This is a genomic window from Paracrocinitomix mangrovi (assembly GCF_019740355.2).
Taxonomy (GTDB): Bacteria; Bacteroidota; Bacteroidia; order Flavobacteriales_D; family Crocinitomicaceae; genus Paracrocinitomix; species Paracrocinitomix mangrovi.
In genome coordinates this window covers 2,944,048-2,969,096 of sequence record NZ_CP091819.1, presented here as the reverse complement: position 1 = coordinate 2,969,096, position 25,049 = coordinate 2,944,048, and the positions used below count along the sequence as shown (strand labels likewise).

Annotated in this window: 19 protein-coding genes; 9 read left to right on the top strand and 10 right to left on the bottom strand. The window is 35.1% G+C overall.

Annotated elements, in window-relative coordinates; translation table 11 throughout:
* Positions 1–15 precede the first annotated feature (15 nt).
* The gene (locus K6119_RS13550) at positions 16–6,192 is read right to left on the bottom strand and encodes an alpha-2-macroglobulin family protein (protein WP_221832535.1); all 6,177 of its coding nucleotides are present in this window, start codon (positions 6,190–6,192) and stop codon (positions 16–18) included.
* Positions 6,193–6,341: 149 nt separating this feature from the next.
* Between K6119_RS13550 and K6119_RS13545 the strand changes: the two genes are divergently transcribed.
* Positions 6,342–6,602, top strand: coding sequence for a hypothetical protein (locus tag K6119_RS13545; RefSeq protein ID WP_221832533.1), 261 nt, complete (start codon positions 6,342–6,344; stop codon positions 6,600–6,602).
* 61 nt (positions 6,603–6,663) lie between these two features.
* Here the strand turns inward: K6119_RS13545 and K6119_RS13540 are convergent, their stop codons facing one another.
* From K6119_RS13540 to K6119_RS13530, 3 genes are all read right to left on the bottom strand, one after another.
* Positions 6,664–8,532, bottom strand: a complete 1,869-nt coding sequence (locus K6119_RS13540; RefSeq protein ID WP_221832531.1) for a T9SS type A sorting domain-containing protein — start codon at positions 8,530–8,532, stop codon at positions 6,664–6,666.
* 108 nt (positions 8,533–8,640) lie between these two features.
* Complete coding sequence (locus K6119_RS13535; protein WP_221832528.1) at positions 8,641–9,435, bottom strand: amidohydrolase; 795 nt, start codon at positions 9,433–9,435, stop codon at positions 8,641–8,643.
* Complete coding sequence (locus K6119_RS13530; protein WP_237828018.1) at positions 9,423–10,577, bottom strand: methionine aminotransferase; 1,155 nt, start codon at positions 10,575–10,577, stop codon at positions 9,423–9,425. Before K6119_RS13530 ends, K6119_RS13535 begins: the two co-directional genes overlap by 13 nt.
* A 111-nt stretch (positions 10,578–10,688) precedes the next feature.
* On the opposite strand from K6119_RS13530, the gene K6119_RS13525 reads away from it, so the two are divergent.
* The 5 genes from K6119_RS13525 to K6119_RS13505 are packed head-to-tail and all read left to right on the top strand — an operon-like array spanning position 10,689 to position 14,081.
* Positions 10,689–11,915, top strand: coding sequence for an aminotransferase class V-fold PLP-dependent enzyme (locus tag K6119_RS13525; RefSeq protein ID WP_221832524.1), 1,227 nt, complete (start codon positions 10,689–10,691; stop codon positions 11,913–11,915).
* Positions 11,915–12,334 (top strand): SufE family protein, encoded by a 420-nt coding sequence (locus K6119_RS13520; RefSeq protein ID WP_221832522.1) that lies wholly within the window; start codon positions 11,915–11,917, stop codon positions 12,332–12,334. The genes K6119_RS13525 and K6119_RS13520 overlap by 1 nt, the downstream gene beginning before the upstream one ends.
* 20 nt (positions 12,335–12,354) lie before the next feature.
* A complete protein-coding gene (locus tag K6119_RS13515) occupies positions 12,355–12,675 on the top strand; it encodes an SUF system Fe-S cluster assembly protein (RefSeq protein ID WP_221833693.1) in 321 nt (106 codons plus the stop codon).
* A gap of 40 nt (positions 12,676–12,715) precedes the next feature.
* Positions 12,716–13,585, top strand: a complete 870-nt coding sequence (locus tag K6119_RS13510) for a hypothetical protein (protein WP_221832520.1) — start codon at positions 12,716–12,718, stop codon at positions 13,583–13,585.
* Positions 13,586–13,625: 40 nt separating this feature from the next.
* Complete coding sequence (locus tag K6119_RS13505; RefSeq protein ID WP_221832518.1) at positions 13,626–14,081, top strand: hypothetical protein; 456 nt, start codon at positions 13,626–13,628, stop codon at positions 14,079–14,081.
* On the opposite strand, the gene K6119_RS13500 is transcribed toward K6119_RS13505, so the two are convergent.
* Both K6119_RS13500 and K6119_RS13495 read right to left on the bottom strand, forming a co-directional pair.
* Positions 14,071–18,153, bottom strand: coding sequence for a PKD domain-containing protein (locus K6119_RS13500; protein ID WP_221832517.1), 4,083 nt, complete (start codon positions 18,151–18,153; stop codon positions 14,071–14,073). The genes K6119_RS13505 and K6119_RS13500 overlap by 11 nt on opposite strands.
* 121 nt (positions 18,154–18,274) lie before the next feature.
* Positions 18,275–19,030, bottom strand: a complete 756-nt coding sequence (locus tag K6119_RS13495) for an RDD family protein (RefSeq protein WP_221832516.1) — start codon at positions 19,028–19,030, stop codon at positions 18,275–18,277.
* Positions 19,031–19,147: 117 nt separating this feature from the next.
* Here K6119_RS13495 and K6119_RS13490 point away from each other — a divergent pair, with 117 nt between their 5' ends.
* Positions 19,148–19,507: a hypothetical protein gene (locus K6119_RS13490; RefSeq protein WP_221832515.1), complete on the top strand. Its 360-nt coding sequence runs from the start codon at positions 19,148–19,150 to the stop codon at positions 19,505–19,507.
* A gap of 75 nt (positions 19,508–19,582) precedes the next feature.
* On the opposite strand, the gene K6119_RS13485 is transcribed toward K6119_RS13490, so the two are convergent.
* Positions 19,583–20,152 carry a hypothetical protein gene (locus K6119_RS13485; protein WP_221832514.1) on the bottom strand — a complete coding sequence of 190 codons (570 nt, stop codon included), beginning with the start codon at positions 20,150–20,152 and terminating at the stop codon, positions 19,583–19,585.
* Positions 20,153–20,324: 172 nt separating this feature from the next.
* On the opposite strand from K6119_RS13485, the gene K6119_RS13480 reads away from it, so the two are divergent.
* A complete protein-coding gene (locus tag K6119_RS13480; RefSeq protein ID WP_221832513.1) occupies positions 20,325–20,735 on the top strand; it encodes a 6-pyruvoyl trahydropterin synthase family protein in 411 nt (136 codons plus the stop codon).
* Here K6119_RS13480 and K6119_RS13475 read toward each other — a convergent pair.
* Positions 20,732–21,616 (bottom strand): RHS repeat domain-containing protein, encoded by an 885-nt coding sequence (locus K6119_RS13475; RefSeq protein ID WP_221832512.1) that lies wholly within the window; start codon positions 21,614–21,616, stop codon positions 20,732–20,734. The two genes, K6119_RS13480 and K6119_RS13475, sit on opposite strands and share 4 nt — an antisense overlap.
* 45 nt (positions 21,617–21,661) lie before the next feature.
* Here K6119_RS13475 and K6119_RS13470 point away from each other — a divergent pair, with 45 nt between their 5' ends.
* Positions 21,662–22,117: a hypothetical protein gene (locus K6119_RS13470; protein ID WP_221832510.1), complete on the top strand. Its 456-nt coding sequence runs from the start codon at positions 21,662–21,664 to the stop codon at positions 22,115–22,117.
* Here the strand turns inward: K6119_RS13470 and alr are convergent.
* Entirely contained in the window at positions 22,114–24,411 is a 2,298-nt protein-coding gene (gene alr / locus K6119_RS13465) for an alanine racemase (protein ID WP_221832508.1), read from the bottom strand. The two genes, K6119_RS13470 and alr, sit on opposite strands and share 4 nt — an antisense overlap.
* Positions 24,408–25,016 (bottom strand): thymidine kinase, encoded by a 609-nt coding sequence (locus K6119_RS13460; RefSeq protein ID WP_255714161.1) that lies wholly within the window; start codon positions 25,014–25,016, stop codon positions 24,408–24,410. Before K6119_RS13460 ends, alr begins: the two co-directional genes overlap by 4 nt.
* Positions 25,017–25,049: the final 33 nt, after the last annotated feature.

Genomic DNA, 25,049 nt, shown 5'->3' with positions numbered 1-25,049 from the left:
AGGCTATTTAATTGATTATTCTTTTACGTGGACCCTAATTCCATCTGAGTGTGAAGTGAATTCAGGTGCATACATACATTGTATTGTAGCAATACCATTTGACATGTCTCCCTTGTGTTGTACTCTTAAATCGTACTCAAAAACATAAGTTCCTTTAGGTATGTAGTCAAAGAAGAAATGAGTCGCTGCATCTTTGGTAGCCTCATAATAGCCCAGGCCATCACGATATTTGTACGTTGACAATACATTGATCGGCTCAAATCCGGATGCTCTCATATCTTTCATGTGAACGTATTCTAAATTGCGATCTGTTCTCAATTCAATTCTTACGCGCATTTTATCACCTACTTTTAACTCGTTGTTCTCATTGACAGGAACCAATTCTTCACCTTCTTTTGTAAGATTGATGAGGAATAAATCCTTTTCTAATTTCAGATTTGTTTCTGCATAAGTGATTTTGTCCAAATCTTCAAAGTACTGCCAGTATGCTGCACCCCAAGCAACTCCGTCATCTTTTTTAGTGACTTTTATATCGCCCATTTTTGGCACTACATTTTCACCTTTCCAGGCTGTTTTAAAATAACCTGTTCCTGCTTCTGGTTTTACTTTGTATGGATCATCTTTAACCAATTTATCTACATATTCAATTGGTTTATCCCCAACAACTACTTGAACCAATTCATCTGAAGCCAACAAATCTGTTCCTTTTAACAATAAAGCGTATACTGCTTCTGTAGTTTGCTTGGTGGTTTTCCAATGAGTAGTTTGCTTTTGTTTCAGCAACCAAACTTTCAAATCTTCAACACTCTCTTGATCATCTGTTACTTCATCAAACATCTCAATCATTAATGCTTGTGTTTCAATTGGAGCTTGATACCAGTAATATCCTATTTGATATTCTTTCCAGTACATTCCAAATTCTTCATGATGAATAGATCTGTCTTTTAATGATTTTACAATATCAGTTGCTAAATCTTTCATCTCAAATCTGTGCGCAGCTAAAGCCAGCATACCTTCACCATAAATATTGAAGTTTAACCAGAATTTGATTGCCTGATCTTTGTAATACTGAACAGCTTCTTTAGTGTTGTTGTTCATTGAGATATCTTTAAAATATGATCTAGCATATAAGTATTGAATTTGAGAATATCCAATGTGCTGATTCTTCTCATAATCAGGATCGTATTTTTTTGCTAAACGATAATCTTCAACAATTTCACCATCTAAATAGTCAACACCTTTTTTAATCATATTCCAAACTCTTCTGTCTTCTTTTACACTTGAAATTCCAAGATGATCCAGGTGTCCCATTCCAGTAATGATATGTTGAGTGATATATCTGCTTTCTCTCATTCCTGGGAACCAAGGCCAACCTCCATTTGCTGCTTGATTTTTAATTGTCTTACCAAGTGCTTTATCCAACTCTTTGGTCATTCTTTCCATATCTAACAAAATGGCAAGATTACGTTTTGTCTCTTCTTCACTTTTGGCATTTAATACCCAAGGAGTTTCCTCTAACATTACTGCTTTTAACTCCTGATTTTTCTGCAAGTTTGATAAAAAAGCATCAGGTGAATCTTCTCCCCATTTGTTGATGATTTCTCTGATTTTAGGATTTGAATTCAATACATGAGCTGCAATGGCATTTGAATAATATCTGGTAAATGTTTGTTCAGCACACTCATGCGGATACTCCATCATATATGGCATTGCTTGCAATGCATACCAAGCCGGATTAGAAGTGAATTCAACAGTATATCTGTGATGTTTAAGCGTCTTGCTTTTGTTGTTCACTAACTTATCAAACTTGAATGTTTTGCTTTGTTTACCTCTAATTGGCATAGGCATAGATTCTGTCACCAACATTCTATTAGATAAAATAGGTAAAACGCTTTCTTCTCCATCTGAGAAATCTCCTGCTGCGGCTACAAATCTGTACTTTACAGTTGACGTTTCATAAGGTACATTGATGGTCCAACTTACTGATGTACTTTTTCCTTTATCCACTTTAAAAGGCAATTGTTTTCCTTTGTGTTTGAACTTATCATCAATCAATTTATCATCAAACGGATTCAATAAATCCAACTGAATTGCCCCTTCTAAATCTTTATCAGAAATGTTTGAAATTTTTGCAGATAAAGTGATTTTGTCACCTTCTCTTAAAAATCTTGGCGCATTTGGAACTACCATTAAATCTTTTTGTGTCACCACTTCTTTTTCGATCATTCCAGTACTAAGATCTTGCGTATGCGCCATCCCAATAAACTTCCATTTAGTTAGAGATTCTGGAATAGTGAATTTGATTTTAATGTTTCCATCTTTATCTGTCAACAATTGAGGATAAAAGAAAGCTGTTTCATTGAAGTTAGATCTCACTTTTACTCCTGATAAATCAACTTCTTTTCTTTCTCTTTCATCCGGCTCCAAATTGTCGAGAATTCCCTGCATATTTTGCTGCTCCAAATTCTTATCTGCACCTCCCATTGGAGCATCTGCTACTTCAGTTACTGCAGCAAATGAACCAGTTGTGGTTTTAGCATTTCCGTTTCTTGCAACATCTTTTCTTGATAGTGTGATATCTTCATCCATTGCTACAGACTCTTCCATCTCCATATCACCTTCTGCAACTGCTCCGTCAGCAAAATCATCATACCACCCATATGAATAATATCTTCCATAATAATAGGTGCTATAACCATGATAATTCAAGCTAGGAAAGTATCTAGATGGGTAGTAGTAGTAAGGATTCCAATCGTGATGATAATTTCTACTGTACGAGCTTGAAATTCCTTGAGGGTTTTGCCAACCTTTACTTCCGTAATAAGTTCTCCATACATTAAAATAAAACGCATTTGGAGAATACAATTCATCTAAACTAGCATCATACATTGTTGCCAACAATTCCGCCATTGCTCCTTCTCCGTTTTTATTTTTAATGGTCATTGTCCATTCTTCATCCTGACCCGGTAATAATTTATTTCGGAAAGTTGAAAATTCAAGATCCAATTCCTTATTTGTATGCGGAACAATAACCGTAACAGATCTGCTAAATGATCTATTATTTTTTACTACTGAAAAGTGAACTGTGAAATTTCCTCTGTGCTCTTCAGTAACTTTAAAATCAAGTTTCTTTTGTTCTTTTTTAAGCGTTACGATATCTGATGAAACAATTTTGTTTTTCACCTCGATACTGTAGTTTACTAATATTTCATCCTCAGCAGTTCCTAACAATACGCTCACAACATCACCCGGCTCTGCTTTTGACTTGAGTTCTTTCAACCAAAAAACATCATTTGTAGGTGACACTTTTGCTGATGGTTTAAAAAGCGTGAAGAATGCCACATCTTTCACCTCTACTCCATTTTTGTCTTTTGCGGTGGCCGTATATTTATACACTCCAGGCTGCCACTTTTTAAGATTTTTAATCTCAATTGAATCAGTGATTTTAGTGTCAAAATTCATTTTTAAAACCTCTTTATCAACATCCCAATTGTACTGGTTATTCTCATCCTTATAAACCATATGAGAAAACTTGGCTTTAAAATCACTTTCTGACATTAAAGGTAAATCAGGTTGTTGCCACATGCGGCTGTAAAGAGGATGTTCAGGTCCTTTCAATTTTTCAATAACTACAGTCCCCTGAGCATCTACATCCTGACCGTTAAGATTGGTGGTAGAAAGCTCAAGCATAAAGTCTTTCTCTCCATTGATATCGGCTCTTAAGTTGTTGTTCAATTTCAAACTTTGATATCCCACCATCACCGTAGATGATCCGGTATGTGTTTCCCCATTAATGTCAGTTACATCAACTGTAATTGTATAGGTAAATACCGGTAAATTCTTTTTATTAGCCGACATATCCGGTATGGCTTCAAATGGTATTTTGAACTCTCCATTTTCATCAGTAGTTAAATTTCCTGAAGCAATTTCTTTAGCCGCCTCATAAGGTCTCCAATAATACCAGCTATACCATCCATAATAAGATGTTGTCCTAGTTACACGGTACTTAACTTCTGCTCCGTCAATAAAATTACCTGCAAAAGCCTGTGCAAATCCGGTTGCTTCAATGTTGTCGTTCAACTGAAACTCACCTTCAATTGGATTCATGGTAACATTAAACTTAGGACGTTTATATTCTTCTACTCTGAAGTATTTGCTTCCATAAGTATCCTGAATTCTCATTTGTCCGGTTAAAACTCCAAAAGGAGCTGTGAATTCGCCAGAAAAAGATCCAAACTCATTCGTAGTTACTTCTTGATGCGCAATTTCCTGAGAGTTTACATCATAGAAATACACAGTTGTTTTATAGTTCTTTTTCAGTTGACGATCATGCTCATCCTGATCCACTACAATTCCCTTATAATAGATGGTTTGGCCTGGTCTATAAATAGTTCTGTCAGTAAAGAAATGAGTATAGGTTCTTTGTGTATACTGATAATCTCTGTAAGCATAATGGCTTGCATTAGGAGCAAACACCTGACCATTATGTTTTACCTCAATGTAATAGTTGTAATAGTCGTCTTTAGGTTTAAAAGAGAAAACTCCATTTTGATCTGTTGTATATGTCCCCAGCGTTTTGTTTTCATATTGACGGATCAAACTATTCCACTTTTGATAGCTCACTATAGCTTTAGCTTCAGCCAAAGGCGCTCCTGTTTTTCTATTTGAAACCAAAACGTCTCTTTCACCACTTTGATTCCTCATTTGATAAGTAATATCTGTTGACCAAAATGAACAATAGCTAAATGCTTCACCATCTTCACTATACTGAGGATGTGAAGAGACAATTAAGAAGTAATGCCCATTATCTAGTCCAGGAACTTCAATCTCAGTAGTATGTGCTTGATAATCTCCCGGATCTTTTAAAGTAATTTCCTTTTCAAAAAGACCTTTTGTTTTTCTTAAATCACTAAGGAGTTTGTTGTAATCAACTTTTTGATTATTCAACTTATCATAGTTATATGGAACTATTTTGTAATAAAGTTTATTTACATTTCTGTAGCTGATATTTAATAGAGATGCTTCTTTAACGGGAGCGGCTTGTTCAGCATTTAAATTAAGTTCTTTATATGTGATACTTGTTTTTAGTGCTTTACATTGTTCTGAACCATATGCATTAGGAAACAATTTGATGCTTTTATCACAAATCTGCATTGCAATTTTGTAATTCCAATGATAAGTTGTGTCCCCAAAATAATTGTAGGTTCCGGCTTTATCTGAATGATATTTTGCCATTTCATACAGCCCTTCACTAGAATAATCTTCTTTTTGATATTGTTGAACAAGTCTTTCTAATGCAGTATAATATGATTTGTCAACGTCCTCAAATACTGCGTTTGTTCTGATGAATTTTAGTCTTTCAAGTTCAGCATAAAAAAGTGCATTTTTATCGTCCTTTTTTTGGTGAAATTCAGTTAGCTCCCCAAATATTTTTACAGCATAAAATTTAGTGTTCAATGAATCCACAGTTAAAGTGCTGTTAGCAAGAGCAATAAATGTGCTATTGTTGGCTAAATACCTTGGATTATCTATAATAAAAGATTTACCAGGACCTGGAACGTTGAAATTTTGATATCTAAAAAAGTCTAATGCTCTATATGCTAAGAAATCATAGAGCGTTGGTCTCATTTTCTCGGCTTCATCTCTGTCAGTATAAGAAGCAATCTCTTTGTAGTTTTTTATTAACTCTGACTTTGATTTTTCAGCATTCATTAGTGAGAGTACATAATGATCTCTTACTTTTTCTGCTATTCTTTTCAAATCCCAGGTTCGTATATCTTTTAAATCAACCTCACCAACATGCGTTCTTTCAATAAACTTCCATTGATTAGAGGAATAATATCCCCAATAGACTTCTGCTGTCAGGGAGTGCAAAATTTCTTTTGAAGGTGATGGAGCAGTTTTGATTAGTTCATCAAGTCTGGAGATACCTAATACGTAATCATCTTCTTCAAGGTATGTATTGTATTTTAACTCGTACAATACAGACTTAATTACCTGATTGTGATGTTGATTTTTAGTTGAGTAGTCAAAGACTTCATGTACTTCAGACAAAGCCATTCGGTACAATCCCTTTCTTTGAAGAGAGTCTATTTTAGCCCATTTACTATTGTAAAATGGATCATCTTTTTGTCCAAATGAAATTGAAACAATTAAAAAACTTAATAGGGTGATAGCCAGATTTTTAAACATATGATAGTGTCTTATTTAATAAAAGTACAAATAACATTCACAAAAGTTCAAAAAAAATGAAAGTGTGATTCTTTACAATTAGTTGTTGATTACTTGTTGGTTTTTGGGAAACTGAACGACTAAGTTTAACGTCTTATGCATAAGGAAAAATGACCGAATTTGATCCGCATATTGATACTGATGCTTTTTTGATTTCAATAAATGATATCAGAGACAAGTATTTTGAGGGAGAAAAACTTCCTCAAGATGAGCTTGTTGCTATGCACAACTATGACAAATTTAGGCTAGAATATTTAAATGCTTCTGATGGAGAAGTAGACTTTGAAAGAAGATATTTCAGACTTCAGGTTATGGCCAATTTGTATCCTTATACAGACTTCTTAGACTTTGACAAAATCCCTAGAGATTAACGAAATAAAAAAACCCTGTTCATCAAAGACGAACAGGGTTTAAATTTATAAAGTAGGTTGATTACTTAGTAACCACCATTCTTTTAGTTACTTGTTTATCACCAATAGTGAAAGTGTAGAAGTAAACTCCTTCTGCAAAATCATTTCCATCAACATTGATTTGGTATGATCCAGCAGTTTGGCTTCCTTGCTCAACAACTTTAACTACTTTTCCTGAGATATCAGTGAATTGTACACTAACGTTTGCAGCCTCAGCTAAAGTATAGTTAATTATAGAGTTGTTATCAAATGGATTTGGAACGTTTTGTCCAATATTGAAAGTAGCTTCAAATTGATCAACTCCTGTAAAATCTCTCATGTCAGCTCTTACCATAACAGCTTCAGGATCTAATAAAGAGAATAATGAACCGTCAGCAACGTATCCAATAACAGTTCCATCATAAGTACCTTGAGCATATGAGAATGCAACCTCTGGAGAACCCCCGTAGTGGTTAGCAGTGATTAGGTAAACATCACCTGCAGCAACAGTAACAGGAGAAGCTAAGAATAACTTAACCCATCCACTAGTTTGCGAAGCAGTTAATGAATGATCACTAGTTTGAGCAACATAAACGAACTCACCTAAACCGTCATCCCATTTGTCGATTCTAGCAAAGATGATATCACCTGAAGTTGCAGAACCAATATTGATATCAACAGCACCGATAACACCAGCTCCGAAAGTTTCGAAGATGTTACCAATTCCCATTGCTTGACCAGTATTAGATGTTACGTTTGTGATAGATCCAGTAGCTACACCATTGTCTCTAGCATAAGTATATTCTGTAACTTCAATTGCATCAGTTAAAATATCGTTACTGTTGTAAGTGTCAGCATTGTCTCCAACAAATACCCATTGGAAATCATAAGTTCCCATTCCTCCAGCAGGAGTAAAAGTAGTTGTAGTTACCATTGAATCGATATCACCTGAAGGCAAATCAACGTTTGCTGAAGTTCCAGTAAATACGTTACCTCCCATATCAACTGTAGCTTCTAAGTGAAGTCCAGTGAATGTAGCAGCACCGTTATTTTTTACTTTTCCAGAAAACTCAATTCCAGTAGTTTGAGTAGTAGGTACCATATAGTACTCTAACATCTCAGCACCAGAAGCGAAGTTTGCAGTTAAGATTTCAGCATCATATGAGTGTCCTTCAACAACTCTGATATCATCAACAAACCATCCGTACTCAACATAGTTCATGTTTGGTCCGTTTTGAGCACCATCCCATAATAATCTGAATGTTACGTTTGCCGGGTTACCAGTAATAGCAGAAGTGATGTTGAATCTTCTTGTCTCAGGTTTAGGATAAACAGATCCACCACCTGAAGTTAAAGGTGCGATATCATTGTTATTTCCTACCTCAATCCAAGTAGTACCACCATCAGTACTAACTTCAACAGCTTGAAGCGTAATAAATCTAGCTCCATAGTGCTCAAACTCAAGGTGTGGTGCAGGAACTGAAGATAAATCTACAGGTGTTCCAACATATTCCAATGTGTAAGGTCCACCTTCGTATACAGGATCTGAAGGGTTTGGATTAGACTGAGTAGCAGGAGAACCATTAACAAATCTCGCGAAGTTACCAGTAGTTCCCATATCTCCAGATGTTCCAAAATACCAACCCATTGTAGTGGTTCCGATAGACCATCCATAAAATTGAGGATCTAAACCAGTAGTTGGATAAGTAGCATTCCAGTTTGAAGTAGTACTAAAGTCATCTGACCAAACTATATCGTCAGGAGCTCTGTTAGCACCTAAAACCGGCATTGGCCTGTTTTGATCTAAATCAGCAGGCGAAGCCAATTCGTAAACTTTCGTCTCTTGTGTCATCTGAGCCATTAACAGACCAGAAGATAAGATTGAAAGCATAGATAAGTATACTTTTCTCATTTTGAATCTTTAATTAAAAGTTATTAGAGCTCTAAGATATTAAAAATAAAGATCGAGCGAGACTCAACGGTATTTTTTATCTACTGAACGGTATAATTGGTTGATTGATCATGTTAAACTCCAGGAATCCGCATCTTTAAAGGCAGGGAAGCGATTGGTGATGTCGTTAATTTTATGATAATCCATTGTTAATATTTTCACTATTTCAGTGTTTTCTGAAAATTTGGCTTCAACATTACCCCATGGATCAATAAACATGCTATCCCCAGTGTAAGAAATATCATTGCCATCAATCCCAACTCGATTCACTCCGATACAATAAACTTGATTTTCAATTGCCCTTGCCTGTAAAAGTGTCTTCCAAACATTATTACGCCTTTCAGGCCAATTAGCAATATATATAACGGCATCATATTCTTTGTTATCACCAATGGTTTTGTTTCTTGAATAAACCGGAAACCTTAAATCATAACAAACCTGAAGCAAAATTTTCCACCCTTTTAGCTCATATATTACTCTTTCAGTACCTGGAGAAAAATGTAACTGTTCATCTGCCATCCTAAATAAATGCCTTTTATTGTAAGACGTTTCAATCCCATTTTCTGAAACAATAACAAACCTGTTATAGTAATTATCATTTTCTCTAATGATCAAAGAGGCTCCTATTTGCATCTGTAACTCTTTTGCCCATTTCTGCAACCATTTAATTGAAGTACCATCAATATCCTCAGCCATATTTGAAGCGTTCATGGTAAATCCGGTATTGAACATTTCAGGCAACAATAAAAGATCAGCTCCTCCAACCGGAATTTGAACGAAGTGCTTTTCAAAGTGTTGTAGATTTTTCTCTTTATCCTCCCAAAATTGTTGGGTTTGAACCATGGCTATTTTTAAATCTTGCATAATCGGTCTATTGCATTAATCAACATGTCATCAGTTTTTGCAAAGCAAAATCTCACCACTTTATTGTCCGTTTTATCCTCATAAAAAACAGATACCGGAATAGATGCTACTTTGTGTTCAATGGTCATCCATTTTGCAAATTCAACATCTGGTAAAGAAGATATTTCGCTAAAATCATATAAACAAAAATAAGTCCCCTCACATTTTAAAGGTTTGAATTTTGACTGTTTCATTCCATTCATGAATAAGGCCTTTTTATCATTATAAAAATCGGCTATTCCACGCCATGAATCTGAGCCAATCAAATAATCTGCTAGTGCAGCCTGCATGGTGTTGTTAACACAAAAAACGTTGAATTGATGCACTTTTCGCATTTCAACTGTCAATTCAGCCGGTGCAATACAGTAACCAATTTTCCAACCTGTAACGTGAAATGTCTTTCCGAAACTATAGGTCACAAAACTTCTTGATCGCAATAAATCACTTTTTAAAACAGATTGGTGATTATTATCAAATTGTATGTGCTCATAAACCTCATCACTCAAAACCAACAAATGAGGATACTTATTGCATATATCTTCTAAAGCTTTCAAGTCTGATTCATCCCATACACTCCCGGCCGGATTGTGCGGATTGTTGACCATTATAAGTTTTGTTTTGGAGTTGATTTTATCTTTTACTTCATTCCAATCAATTTTAAAATCGGGGAACTTCAATTTTAAATGTACCGGAATACCTCCGTTTAATCTCACTGAAGGATCATAACAATCATAAGCCGGATCAAACATCAAAACTTCATCACCCTTTGAAACTACCGCCGCTATTATTGAATAAATAGCTTCAGTTGCACCGGCCGTAACTGTAATTTCAGTTTCGGGATTAAATATTTTAGCATGTTGCAATTCTAATTTCTGTGCAATGGCTATCCTTAAATCTAACCTGCCAGGCATTGGAGCATATTGTACTTGTTCCTCATCTAACGCTTTTTTAACGAAGTCTTTAAGGACCGTATCAATAGGAAAATTAGGGAAACCCTGGGATAGATTTATTGCATTTTGCTCATTAGCTAGGGCAGACATGACAGTAAAAATAGTCGTACCTACATCCGGTAATTTAGATTGCATCATAAAATCAGATTTCATCAAAAATAAAGAATTAAAAATTGGGTGAATAGAATAAAACTTTCTTACCTATTTAGAATTATTCTAAATAAACTGTCAATAAGCCAAAAACTCTATTTAACTTTGTACCAAATGAGCGTTTTGACATTGGACATATCTAAGATAAGAGCACAATTTCCGGTACTTAAACAAAAGGTAGGGAAATACCCATTAATCTATTTGGACAACGGGGCTACTTCTCAGAAACCTCAGGTGGTTATTGATAGAATTCAACAGTTCTATCAATCAGAAAATGCAAATATTCACCGAGGGGTTCATCATTTAAGTCAAATAAGCACAGAGAATTATGAAATTGCAAGGCGCAGTATCCAACAGTTTATTGGAGCTGAACACGAGCACGAAGTAATTTTCACTACCGGAACAACCGGCGGAATAAACTTAATTGCTCAGTGTTTTACAGCCGGATTATCATCAGGTGATGAGATTATCATCACAGAAATGGAACATCATTCTAATATTGTTCCGTGGCAAATGAAAGCTGAAGAGCACGGCCTGGTGTTAAAATACATTCCACTAAAAGAAAATGGTGAATTGCAATGGGAGAAATTAGATGAACTTTTAAGTGAGAAAACTAAACTACTTTCTTTTACTCATATTTCTAATTCTTTGGGTACCATAAATCCAGTTAAAGAAATTATTCAAAAAGCGCATAAAGCAGGAGCTAAGGTTTTGTTGGATGCAGCTCAATCTCTTCAACACTTAAGAGTTGATGTTAAAGATTTGGATTGCGATTTTATGGTATTTTCCGGTCATAAAACATTTGGACCTACCGGCGTTGGAGTTTTGTATGGTAAAGAAGATTTGCTTGATGCCTTACCTCCATACCAGGGAGGAGGTGACATGATTAAAACTGTCACCATGGAAAAAACTGAATACAACACTTTGCCCTTTAAATTTGAAGCAGGTACTCCTAATATTGTTGGTGGTATTGCACTGGGAACAGCTATTGATTGGATGGCTGAATTGGATTACGATCAAGTACTGGAGCATGAAGAAGAACTTTTGAATTATGCAACAAGCAGAATTCAAGAAATTGAAGGGGTAAAGATTTATGGTCAGGCTGAAAACAAAAGCAGCATTCTTTCATTTTTAGTGGAGGGAACCCATCCTTATGATATTGGAACACTATTGAATCAGCAAGGAGTAGCAGTTAGAACAGGACATCACTGCACGCAGCCTGTGATGGATTTTTTTAAAATTCCCGGAACAATACGTGCATCATTTAGTTTATATAATACGATTGAAGAAGTTGATTTATTCATTGACGCATTGAATAAATCTGTGAATATGTTACGTTAATGAGCATACTAGAGAAAGAGCAAGAATTGATAGAAGATTTTTCCATTTATGAAGATTGGATGGAGAAGTATGAATATATCATTGAGTTAGGAAAAGATCTTCCGTTAATTGATAACGAATTAAAAACTGATGACCGCTTAATTAAAGGGTGTCAAAGTAAGGTTTGGATGAATTCAACGCTCAAAGACGGAAAAGTAATTTTTACTGCTGATGCAGATGCAGTAATTGCTAAGGGTATTATATCTCTTTTGGTACACGTATTATCTAATGAAAAACCGGAGGATATAGTAGATGCCAAATTGGATTTTATAAAAGAAATTGGACTACAAGAACACCTATCACCTACCAGATCTAATGGTTTAGTGTCTATGGTGAAACAAATGAAAATGGATGCACTCGCTTTAAAAATGGTGAAATGATTGTAACAGGAAGTGGAAATATGGACAAGTCTGAGAAAAAGGAGCTGGAAGACAAAATTATTGCGGCTTTGAAGGAAATCTATGATCCGGAAATTCCGGTAGATATTTTTGAACTTGGATTGATTTACGAGGTGAAGATTAAACAAGACGGTAATGTAGAAATTGACATGACCTTGACTTCACCCAATTGTCCGGTTGCTGAAAGTTTACCTGTGGACGTTAAGAACAAAGTTGAATTGATTGAAGAGGTTAGTGAAGCGAAGATTAACATTGTTTTTGATCCACCATGGGACAAAGACATGATGAGTGAAGAAGCTCAACTTGAGCTTGGCTTTTTGTAACGAAAATTAGTTGATTGACTATATAGTTAAACTTCAATCTATGAGTCATCAACACTACATTACAATCTTACTATTGCTTTGTCAATCAATAGCTTTTGGTTTAGACAGAGACTCTACAAAGTACATTTCACTAGAGAAATTATTATCACAAAACAAAGTAGACGCTTCTTTGTCCGGTCTTGGAGGTCATTCAGGAAATTGCATGCAATTGTTAGTTGAAAATAAATCAACTGATTCCATATTTATGTGGGTAGAAGGAGGTAGAAGATTAACTTCAGAGGACACCACAATTCAAGATATTTTTATAGCTAAAAGCTCATTTTTAGCGTTGGCTCCAAGTCAAAAAGACACTGCTAGTTTATTTGGTTTTTGCTGTCAGGCAAAAAAAGGGTCTCCTTATTCCAAATCTGCATTTGAAGTTGGCTACATGGCTCCTGAAAACTGGGTGCACCTTGCTCGATTTGTAGAGAAATATAATTTTCCTATCGACGCTATTCAACATGCAGTATGGGTTTTATCTGATGGACACGACATAGGATCAATTCATGATGAATCTGGTGAAAACGTCAAATATTTAAAACGCAAAGTTGCAGATTTGATGGGAATACAAATGCCCTGGTATTCTTTTACCTATGAAAAAGATCCGGATGTGTTGTTTACAGATAAAATTCAGTCTATACAGGGTGATATTCCATTTTACTTAAATACACATTGTGTTGTTAGCGTATTGATAAAATATCAAAATGGTAAAAATATAACTTACCCTCTCAAAGAAGTTCCTTACGGACCGGGAGAGTATGTGTTCAGATTAAACCAGGATGTATCCAATTGGGGAAGAGGGCATTATACTGTAATTATTTACAGAGATTATGCTGCTCCTCTCATTAAAAGGAAATTCACAATATCCTAAAACGTTCAACTTTTTATAATTTTGTTTCGTATAAAATATTATGAAACAACTATTTATCATATTGACTTTGGGAATTTTAGCTTCAACTACTTATGCTCAGGACACAACTTATTGGGAGCATACATGGGATTATGAAGCAGGTGAAAGTGAAACAATAGAAAGAGATTGGGGAAGAGAAGTAGTTACCTATTTAGGAACTATTGAATGGAAAAGTCCAAGTGGTAAAATACTTCATATTAGAATTATTACTTCCTATCAACAAATCACAAGAGCCAACGGTTTTAATGATAGAAGTTTAGTTGCTTTGGTAAAAACAGATCACGATTTAATCAAAAATTACGATTTCGTAAGTCGTCAAAACTTGCCGATAAGAATTGAAGATAACAAGTTGGTATATAAAACAAGCGACGGTGAAATCACCGCCGCATTGCCTACTAAATTTGCTGCCAGGTTTTGTGTTCCTGACCTAAATTGTTTTTCTGAGTTTATTCTTTGATAATCTTGCCATTTAGCAATCCTTGATCAGAGAATATCTGAATAGTATATACCCCACTTTCAAAAGCTGACATATCTATTTGATGTGTGTTATTGCTTTCAGTTGTCGCATACACCATTTTACCTGAAATGTCGTACAATCTAATTTCATTGATCAATGATGTGTATTTAATTTGAACCAATCCGTTTGTTGGATTTGGATAAATATTCAACTCATAATTCTCATCACTTACTCCTAAATCAGTATTGTCTTCAGGGAAGTTGATTGACTCATTGTTTGATCTTGAAGAGTTATAATCTTGTGCTTTGTTTGTTGCAGTACAAATTCCAGGTGTGTTGATTGACACACGGTATACAAGATTACTGTCTCCAGGAGGAGCAAAGTCAGTATAAGAGATCAACGAAGAAGAAAGTGAATCTAATACTTCCCAACCTGTTGAAGGATGATATCTATGGATGAAGTATGTTGAATAACTGAATCCTTGATAATGATCCCAAATCAAGTTGATTTCTCCACCAATTCCTTGATTGGTAGTTAAGTGGATTGTTTTGTGCTCATCTGACAATTCAGATTCGTTTCCACAATCATCAACTGATGATACTTTGTAACTCCATGATCTAATTGATGGATCAGATTGCGTATCAAAATACTGACTTAAACTATCTGCACTTTGCGTTCCAATTAAGTAGAATAATCCAGCTTCAGAACTTTCTTTGTAGATATTATAATAAGCAATTCCAGGATCATTGATATCCTCCCAAACAATCAAGTTAGTTTGTGTATTTGTATCAACATCAACCATGCAGATTGTTGTAGCAGATGGAGATGTTTCAGCAACTACAAAACTTGCATAAGATGAACATCCGTTATTTCCTGTAACTTCTACTTCATATTCTCCAGGAAGTACATCTAATAAATCCTGATTTGAAGTACTGTTTGACCATGTATAAGTGAATGGTTGTTGTCCACCAATTGTACTGATATAGATATCAGATAAATCACCATTACAAGTTCCAAGGAAAGTTGAATCTGTAACTATGATTGGTCCTCCTTGCTCATTTATCGCAAAGTTTTTCTGTAATAAACATGTATTTCCATCAATTACTAACAATGTATGGATACCAGGCTCTAAACCACCAGTTTGGTTAGAAGGTCCTGTTGCATTTGGCCAGATAAAGTTGTAAGGACCTGTACCGTTGTTAACTGTAGCAACTGCGGTTCCATTACTTCCTCCACAAGCTGAAGGTGTAGTAATAACTGACACATTAGATTTTGTAGGCTGTTGTACTTCGTAACTCTTAACAGCAAAACATCCATTTGCATCTGTTACAAATATCTCATAAGGTCCAGCTTGCAATCCAAAAATATCTTCTGTTTGATCACCGTTTGACCATTGGATATTATAAGGAGGAGCTCCTCCTAAAATAGATACAGAAATACTTCCGTTATCTTCTCCATAACAGTCAACATCTACAATATTGTCCAATAAGATAGTTACACCTTCTTCATCACTTACTGTAGCTATAGCTTCATTTGAACATCCGTTATTATCTGTTACAGTTAACACATAAATACCAGATGCCAAGCTATCTGCAATAACAGATTGATCACCATTTGTCCATGAATATTGGTAAGGAGGCATACCACCACTTACTGAGGCAACTGCCATACCGTTATTGGTTCCACAATTAGATTGAACAACAGTATTAGTTGTAATATCCATTTGCGATTGAGGGATGAAAATATTTTCATCTGAATCATCTGTATTACCACATTGGTTTATTGTTGAAACAGAAACTGTGTATGACCCAGGGTTAGCATAAGTGTGGTAAACCGGAGACAATGATTGATAGGTTACCAGATTACCAGTACCATCACCAAAATCCCAAACATAAGTTGCCCCACCAACAGCTACAAATTCAATTGGTTGTCCCTGACATGCTGTTTGTGTTTCATCCCACCAAAAAGACACATCAGGAATTATTGAAGCACCATTACCTCCAACATTTATCTCAACGGAATCAGTAACTGAGAAACCACATGCATTTGTCAAGGTATATGTAGCCCAATAAGTTCCGGGTGCAGTATAAGCATTAAAAGCAACATCTACCTCATTTACTCCTTGAACATCAACAACCTGAACGGTAGATGAACTGTTCCCGTCTCCAAAATCCCAGGTAATATCTGCTGATCCGGAAGGCATAAGAACAAAGTATAAATCATCACCCACACATCCTTCTTGCTGAGCAAACACCTGATAATCTCCAGGCTGTGGAGCGTAAGAGTTAGACACAACAACAGTATCAAAAATCGTACTATCATTACCACATCCATTTGTAAGTGTTAATGATATAGGATAAACACCTACATTATCATAAGAATGTGAGACACCAAAATTAGTTGAAGTAGTTCCGTCACCTAAATCCCAGTAGATACTATAACCATTGTCATTTCCATCATCTACCATAAAAGAAACATTGTTTCCTGGACAGATAGTGTCATTACTCACCTCAAAATAAATATTTGTAATTGGTAGGTTATCCTGAATATCAACAGATACAGTAGCTGTACCTTGATTACCACATCCATTAGTTATTAAAACGTCAACATTATATATCCCTGTTGAATTATAAATATGATCAGCATTCTGATTGGTAGAAGTAGTTCCATCTCCAAAATTCCATTGGTAACTCTGATATCCCCATGCAGCGTCAAATTCAATTTCAGTTCCTGGACAAGCTGGAGAAGGCCATGCATTGGCGTATAAATTATTTAAATTTATCGGTAAGTTATTTTGAACAGAAATTGTATCGTAAAGTGTTATTGAATTACCACATGCATTTTGAATGGTTGCAGATACAGGATATGTTCCAGGAGAATCATAAGAGTGGTAAACACTATTGTCATTTGCTCCTGTCCCGTCACCAAAATCAATATAAACATCATACTCCCAGTTTGCCCAGAAGTCAATTATATCACCAGGACAAACTACATTTTGACTCGTGCTAAAATATGGATTGTTAACCGGTGCATTTGGACTTACAACTACGGTTTGTGTTTCTGTAGTTGAATTTCCACAGTTGTTCGTAATCACACAAGTTGCAGTGTAAATACCAGGAGATGTGTAAGTATGTTCATGTGATTGATTGTTTATCGTTGGAGAACCATCTCCCATATCCCAAACATAATCTATACCATCATCCGACCATGCATCTGCCCAAAACATAGCATTTGGGCAAACTGTATCCGGCAATCCTAATTGAGGATTTTGAACCGGTGTACCACTACTTACAGTTACAACCTCGGTTAATACAGTGTCAACCCCACATCCGTTTGAAATTGTCAAATTCACATTATATGACCCTATATTGGTATATGACCATTGCTCATAATCATTACCAGAAGCAGTGTTACCATCTCCAAAATCCCAAGAATATGCAGAGTATCCATTTGTTGCATTACCCCATATATTTGTGTTAGGGCACACTGTAACAGGATTAATATTAAAGTATGCGTTACCTCCGAAATACGGCAAATTATTGTCAATTGTAACCGTATCAGTTACTACGTGAGTCCCACAACTACTTGTAATGGTTACATTGATATAATAATCTCCTGGTGTAGAATAAGTGTGTTGTTGGTAATAATCTCCACTTGCTGTACTACCATCACCAAAATCCCAAGAATATGATGCTGCCCCAGCCATATAACAATTCATCTCAACAAAGTCTCCAGGACATTTCACATCTCCGTTATAAAAATATACCTCACTTGGAGGGCCAAAAACATCAATATTCACATTGTATGATCCAATAAAAGATCCTCCTGAATAAGCATCAAGATATACCGTTTGATAACCACCATTTGTAAAGGTGTATTGAACATTGGTTTGATTGAATGAGTTTCCATCAATGTACCACCAAAAGTCATCTCCCTGGGTGCTGGTATTAATAAAATTCACCGTTAAAGGAGCACAACCACTGGTTTGAGAGGCTGTAAAAGACACTTGAGCAGAGGCGTTAAAAGCCAATAGCGTCATCATCAATGTTAAGAGCGTAAATAGTTTTTTCATAATTTTTTGGTGATTAAAATTGTAATCGCCACGAATGTAAGGATTTAAAAGATTATGGAGCAAATCAAAGTTGATAAGAATTTAACGCGTTGTTTAAATTCGTAACGATTTAACCAGCTGATTATCGGGTTAATACAATGTAATCTTGTAAAAGTGTTTTCAGAAACGTTAGCTTCTTCTGTGGAACTTCTTCCAAATTGAGTTCTTCTGCTGCTTTTTTTGCTAATTCTCGAACCAATTCTTTATGCGGTTCATTGGGATATTTTTTAACTCTGGTAATTGCATTTTTTATCAAAATCATATCCTCATCAGTAAACTTAGAAACACCTAAATAAGTTGGTTCATGTTTAGTTCGGTCTTTGATATTTAGAATATCTCGAATAGAATACACTTGATCTGGGTTATTTTTAACGACAGCTGTTTGCGCCAAAATATCTCCCAACCTTTGTCCCTTATCTGTAGTACTAATAAACAAAGCTGCAACAGCTCCACCAGAAACCCAAAAATCTACCAGATTAAAAGCCCAGCGCATGGCATAATCATTAAAGTTGGCGTTTTCACCATTAATTTTTACAACCCTAATGCCCATTGCCATTTTACCCACCGTTTGACCTTTGAGAAAATATTCCATGATTACGGAATAAAAAACAATCGGCAATTCAAAAATTACCAGCATGATAATTACAATTTCAGGTATTTCGCCTGTTCTCCAATTATAAGTTGAAGCAAAAACACTGGCAATAATGAGATATGAAATAAAGGCATAAACAAATATTATCAAAAGGTCTAAAAACTTTGCAACACCTCTATTCATGACTGTTGCAGCATCATAGTCAATTGAAATATTATGGGCCGTTATGATATCAATTTTCTTCACTCAATGGAATTTGGAAGCAGTTCGAAAATACAAAATATTGATAAATCATTGAGCTAGATTTGAAATAATAGGCCGCATATTAAAGACTTTAATTATTTTTGGTCAAAATTTTTGAAAATGGTACAGGAAAAGTCGAACGAAAAGCTTGATAAAATTATCAAACAACTTGAAAAAGGATTTGATACTGAAAAATTGCCTAAGGCATTGATGGATATTAGAGAAGACGCTTTACAGGATGAGGATCCACTTTTAGCAAAGGTACTTCGTTTGGCTGCAGAATACATCACAGAAGAAGGATGTTTTGATCACACCGTAGAAAAAGTAGAAGATGATGAAGGTGAAGAGGAATTGGTGGAGCCTGGAACAGATGCTGAAAACTTATCTTATTTGTTGCAATTGTTAAAGAAAGCAGATAACAAATGGAACAGAGAAGAAATTAAAGAAATGAGAACTTTCTTAAAGTTGAAGCTTTACTAAGCAAGTATTTACTGAATATAAAAAACCCGGTCACCTTAAAAAGTACCGGGTTTTTTAATGCTTTATAATTAAATCTTAGCTTGCCCCAATTGGTTTAGCAGATTTGATTGTCTTTACCATATCTTCAATGATAGGTCTAAAGTTTCCTTCTTCTTCAGATCTCAATACATAAGTGTAGCCATCAATTGTAGTTTCACCATAACAGTGATAGGTAGTTTGACCACCTTGATCTTCGTGAAGAGTTCTCTTGTACATGATTAAGTTTTCATTGTCTTCAATGTATTCAACAACAAATATTCTACTTAAATCATCTAATCTGGCTTTTTCATTGGCTACTTTGTTTTTCTCTTTACCAAAATCCTCAATAATCAAGTGGAATTTTGGTCCGATTTTAACATGCCATAAATAATCTCCATCTTCGTGTTCCACTTTAGGCTCAATTGCCGAACCAACATTTGACTCAACATTGGGAAGCATAATTTTCATGTTCAAGCCATGATCTTTAAGTGGCATTTCTGACATTCCTGAATAATCAACATTTGAAGTGTCTGTTCCATCAGAATTTTCACCTTCCGTAGTTTCTGACCCACCACAAGATGCTATTAATAAAGGAATTAACAGAGAGGATAATAAGAATCGTTTCATTTTCTAGTTTTTGCCTGGTTTAGTAGGGTTTGTTCTTTGCAAAACCAGTGCAAAGTAAAGAAAAATTACTTTTAGAACCTCATTTATTGGTCAAAAATCTCTCTTTTTCAAGATATAAAACCCTGTAGTGAAAAAATCAACTAATTTTATACAAAAGCAGAGTAAGATAGGTATGAAAGTATCAGTTTGCAGAAAGGCACACTTTAACGCAGCACACAGATTATATAATCCAAATTGGGATAATCAAAAAAATGATGAAATTTTTGGTAAGTGTAATAATGCCAATTTTCATGGGCACAATTACAATTTGGAAGTGTGGGTGAAAGGCGAGATTGACCCTGAAACCGGATATTTAATTGACCTTAAAATCTTAAAGGACATTATAAAAAATGAGGTGGAAGATCGTTTTGATCACAAAAATCTGAATTTGGATACCGTTGAATTTAAAAACCTCAATCCAACCGCGGAAAATATCTGCGTTGTAATATGGAAAATCATTCGTGAAAAACTTGACCCTAAATTAGAACTCAAAGTAAGACTTTACGAAACCGAAAGAAATATTGTAGAATATGACGGGAACTAAAAATTCCTGAAGTCGGTAAACTGCAAAATAGTCAACATAGGATTTTCATTTTCCCTGTTTATTACAGCCTTTAGTAATTTGGAATCTGCAAAATAAACCAATTGATCTTCAGCAATTAACTTGTCATTTCTATAGACATGTCTACTCAACACATTTCCCAGCTCATCATAAGTGAAAATGGTTTTCTTAGTGTGAGTTTTTGAAGCTTTGGATATGGTACTGATCTCCTCTAACCTGCCCTCTTCATCATAAAAATAGTTTTGCTCTGTTCTTCCGGTACCATTAAATAAGGCTGATTCAATTTTAGCTAATTTACCGTCAGTGTTGAAATAATAAAACTCGGTTCTAAAAACTCGGTCTGAACCATTATAGCACACCTTTTTATAGTCTTTATCTTCAAGTGCTATGTATTCATACCTTTCTTTAGCCACAACTTTAGATTCATCCAATTCAAAGGTCAGTTTATTCATGTTATTTTCCTTATCACGTCTGATCTCCATGCTGGTCATCCTGTCAAAGTTATCATAGGTATAACGTTGTTCATAATAACCCAACTTGTTTGATTCTCTGTAGATGATTACATTGCCTTTATAATCGTATTGGTAAGCCGATATCAAAGTATCGTTTCGGTGAATTTTGATCTTCCTAACCAATTGGCCCAACTTATCAAATTCATACACAAACTCGTCATTATTTGGTCGAATGATGTCATGATCATACTTAGTGGAATATGATCCTTTAAAGCTTTTTAAATTTTGCTTTTTTACAAAATCAGGATTGAAAAAAGGCATTTCACCAAAGATTTCACCTCTTTGATTTTGCAGCAATTGCCCATTTCCAATAATTGGAATCAATATGCAGATAATAAAAAGCGCTTTCACGAAATACAAAAAAACTCAATATTGTTCGATAAACCGACTGATTCAATGAAAATTCGTCAACAATTACTTGATAAAAAACTGTACCAGCTTTTGATGATTACCCTTATAACAGCTTGTCAGCAAAAAGATACAAAGGAGCCAACTTTATTTACACATGATACTCTTTACGTGGTAGATAATCCATTGCCTATTTTATTTGACGAGTATAAACGATTAGAACTTTCATTCTGTGATACCTTTCATTATGAAATCACTGATTTATATCCCAACCAAAATGAGTTGACAAATATTAATAATGACACTTTGTATTTGGATAATGCTATTAAAGATGCGGGATTTACCACTGATGGTGCCAGCTGGGGAAATTGGGCAAATGGCCCAAGAATATTGAGTATGGAATTAGATACGGATTCTTGTCACTGCGAAGTTTACAAGAAATATTGGTGCCTAAACGATAGTTGTACCCAACTAAAAATTACAGAAGAAATTAAATGCAATTAATCCAGATAAACCCTGTGTACTCTTGAAGAAATGGCAGAAATGATTTCATAAGGAATTGTATAAAGATTTTTAGCCATTTCAAATATGGAATTTTCATCACCAAATATTTGAACCCTGTCTCCAACACTTGCCTCAATATCTGTCACATTTACCATGCACATATCCATACAAATTGTGCCAATAATTCTCGCTTTTTTACCATTGATAATTACCTGCCAATTTCCATTACTTAAACCTCTGCGCAGTCCGTCTGCGTAGCCAACCGGAACTATAGCGACAGCCGTTGCCTCCTGGGCGATAAAGGTTCTTCCGTACCCTAAACTATCCCCCTCTTTTAGGAGCTTAATTTGAGATATCTCTGAAGTTAGTGTAAGCACATTTTCAAGGTGTTGTCTTTCACCACTCAACAAGCCATACATCCCTATTCCAATTCGAACCATATTGTAATGAGCCGAATTGAAATTTATACAGCCGGATGAATTGGCTAAATGTCTGTCAAAAGAATAAGTTAAATTTTGCATTAACTGCCCCGTCATTATTTCAAATTGACGAATCTGTTTAAAGGTAAAATTCTTTTCTCCTGCATCATCTGCAACTGCCAGATGCGAAAAAACAGATTTTACATAAACTTCAGGCTGTGTTTCAAGGGTCTCAATTAACTCATCTAAATCATCATCAACAAACCCTAATCTATTCATACCTGTATCCAACTTAATGTGAATAGGAAATCCTAGTATATTCTTTAAAATCAAATGATGCAAAAACGATTGTAAACTATTTAATGAATAAATAGAAGGTTCTAATTCATATTCAACAATATCATCAAATGCATTTTTTTCAGGATTCATCACCAAAATTGGCAATGTTATTCCAGCCTTTCTTAAAGTAACACCCTCATCCGTATAAGCTACTCCCAAATAATCCACCCCTTCATTTTGCAAAAATTCTGCAATTTCAACCAGGCCTGTTCCATATGATTGGGCTTTAACCATTGCCAATGTTTTTACTTCAGGTTCCAAACGAGATCTGAAATAATTCAAATTGTGCCTGATCGCAGATAAGTTAACCTCTAATTGAGTAATGTGTTTTTTATCTGCATAATGATGCACCAGCCTCTCCAAATTGTTTTTTCTGGATCCTTTAAATAGAATTGCGGCATTTTTAAACTCAATCGGATTGTTTAAATAATCATCAATTGATTTATAATAATGTCCATCAACACCAGCTTTTTGGAGGATGTTTTCTTCACCAATAAAAACAACCTCTGACAAATCCGCCGTGGACAACATGTCTCTTAAAATATCATCTTCTGTCAATTGCATAATGTTCTTTGCAAATGACAAAATCAGTACTTTCTTCCTGTCTCTTGCAACCTGACTAAGGTGACTAAGTGCAATTTCAAGCGAAGCAAAATCTGCACTATATGCATCATTGATAAGTAAACATTCTTGCTGCCCTTGAATTTGCTCTAAACGCATTGAAACAACAGGCAAAGAAGTTAGTTTCTCCAACACTCTTTCTTCAGACAATCCAAAAGTTTGAGCCACATAATATACAGTAGTTGCATTGCTAATAGAAGCTTTATCATGAAATGGCAGCTTACGTACAAGTGGTTTTAACTCTTCAGCATTGATGATTTGCCTTACGTTTTTGAAAAGCAAGAATTTTTCTTTTCTTTTCTGATCATTACTTTCAAAGTTGATGTCATGCGCATCACCCAATCCGGTAAAAATACCATGAGTAGGCTTGATCATTTCCCATAATTTAGCCATTTCACCCGGTTTTGAAATTCCGGCTTCAATTATTGCCAAATTGTGATGCATGGTCATCCCTAAAACAGAGAGTGCAACTCCTATTTGTGAATTGTAACTCTTAGGTGATCTTACTACATTAAAATCATCTTTTAAAACGTGATATAACCACTCCTTTACAATAGTTTTACCATTACTTCCTGTAATTCCAATTACCGGATAATCAAACTTAGAGCGGTGATGAATGGCCAATTTTTGCAAAGCCTCTAGACTATCTTTTACAGGAATTTGAAAAATGTCTACTGAAGTATCAACTTCATTTACTATTGCAACTTCACCTCCTTTTTTTGCAAATTCTGAAAGATAATTATGTCCATCATCCTTCAAACCTTTTAAAGCAAAAAACAGGGATGATGAATTAATTCTGGGAGATCTACTGTCTATGATAACATGCTGTAACAACAAATTATCAGACACTCTCTCGATTGTCAAATCAACTTCAAGTAAAGAAAGTAATTCAGATATAGGTAAATTCAGGTTCACTGATCTTTTAGCTCATTGTAGCAGCTACGACATAAAGGTACATATTTGTCCTTTTCTCCTAATACTACAGTGCCATTATCTTGTGAGATGCGGTGTGAAAAACGCGCTTTTCCCGAACAAAATGTACAAACAGAGTTTAATTTTTTAACGTCATCCGCAACAGTTAGCAAAGCAGGTATTGCTCCAAATGGACGTCCTAAATAATCCATGTCCAATCCAGCAGCAATAACATCTTTACCGTCATTGGCAACTTTTTGTAAGACCTCTACAATTTTATCGTCAAAAAATTGGACCTCATCAACTGCAACAACATCTGCATTAAGATGATAGTCTAAAATTTGAACTGATTTATCAATGGCAAAGGCTTCTACTTTATTTTTATCATGAGATACAACTGATTTATCTGCATAACGATTGTCTAGTTGTGGTTTAAATACAAAAACATCTTTACCTTCGTTACGTAACTGTTGTACTTGAGAAATTAATGCAGTAGTTTTACCGGAAAACATTGGACCGCAAATCAATTGAATACGAGCGTTTTTTACCCTTGGACTAAAGGTTGTTCGTCTCGAGATTTTAACATCATTTTTTTGAGAAGTATTCAATTTTCTGCGCTTTGTTGACCAAATATAAATTTA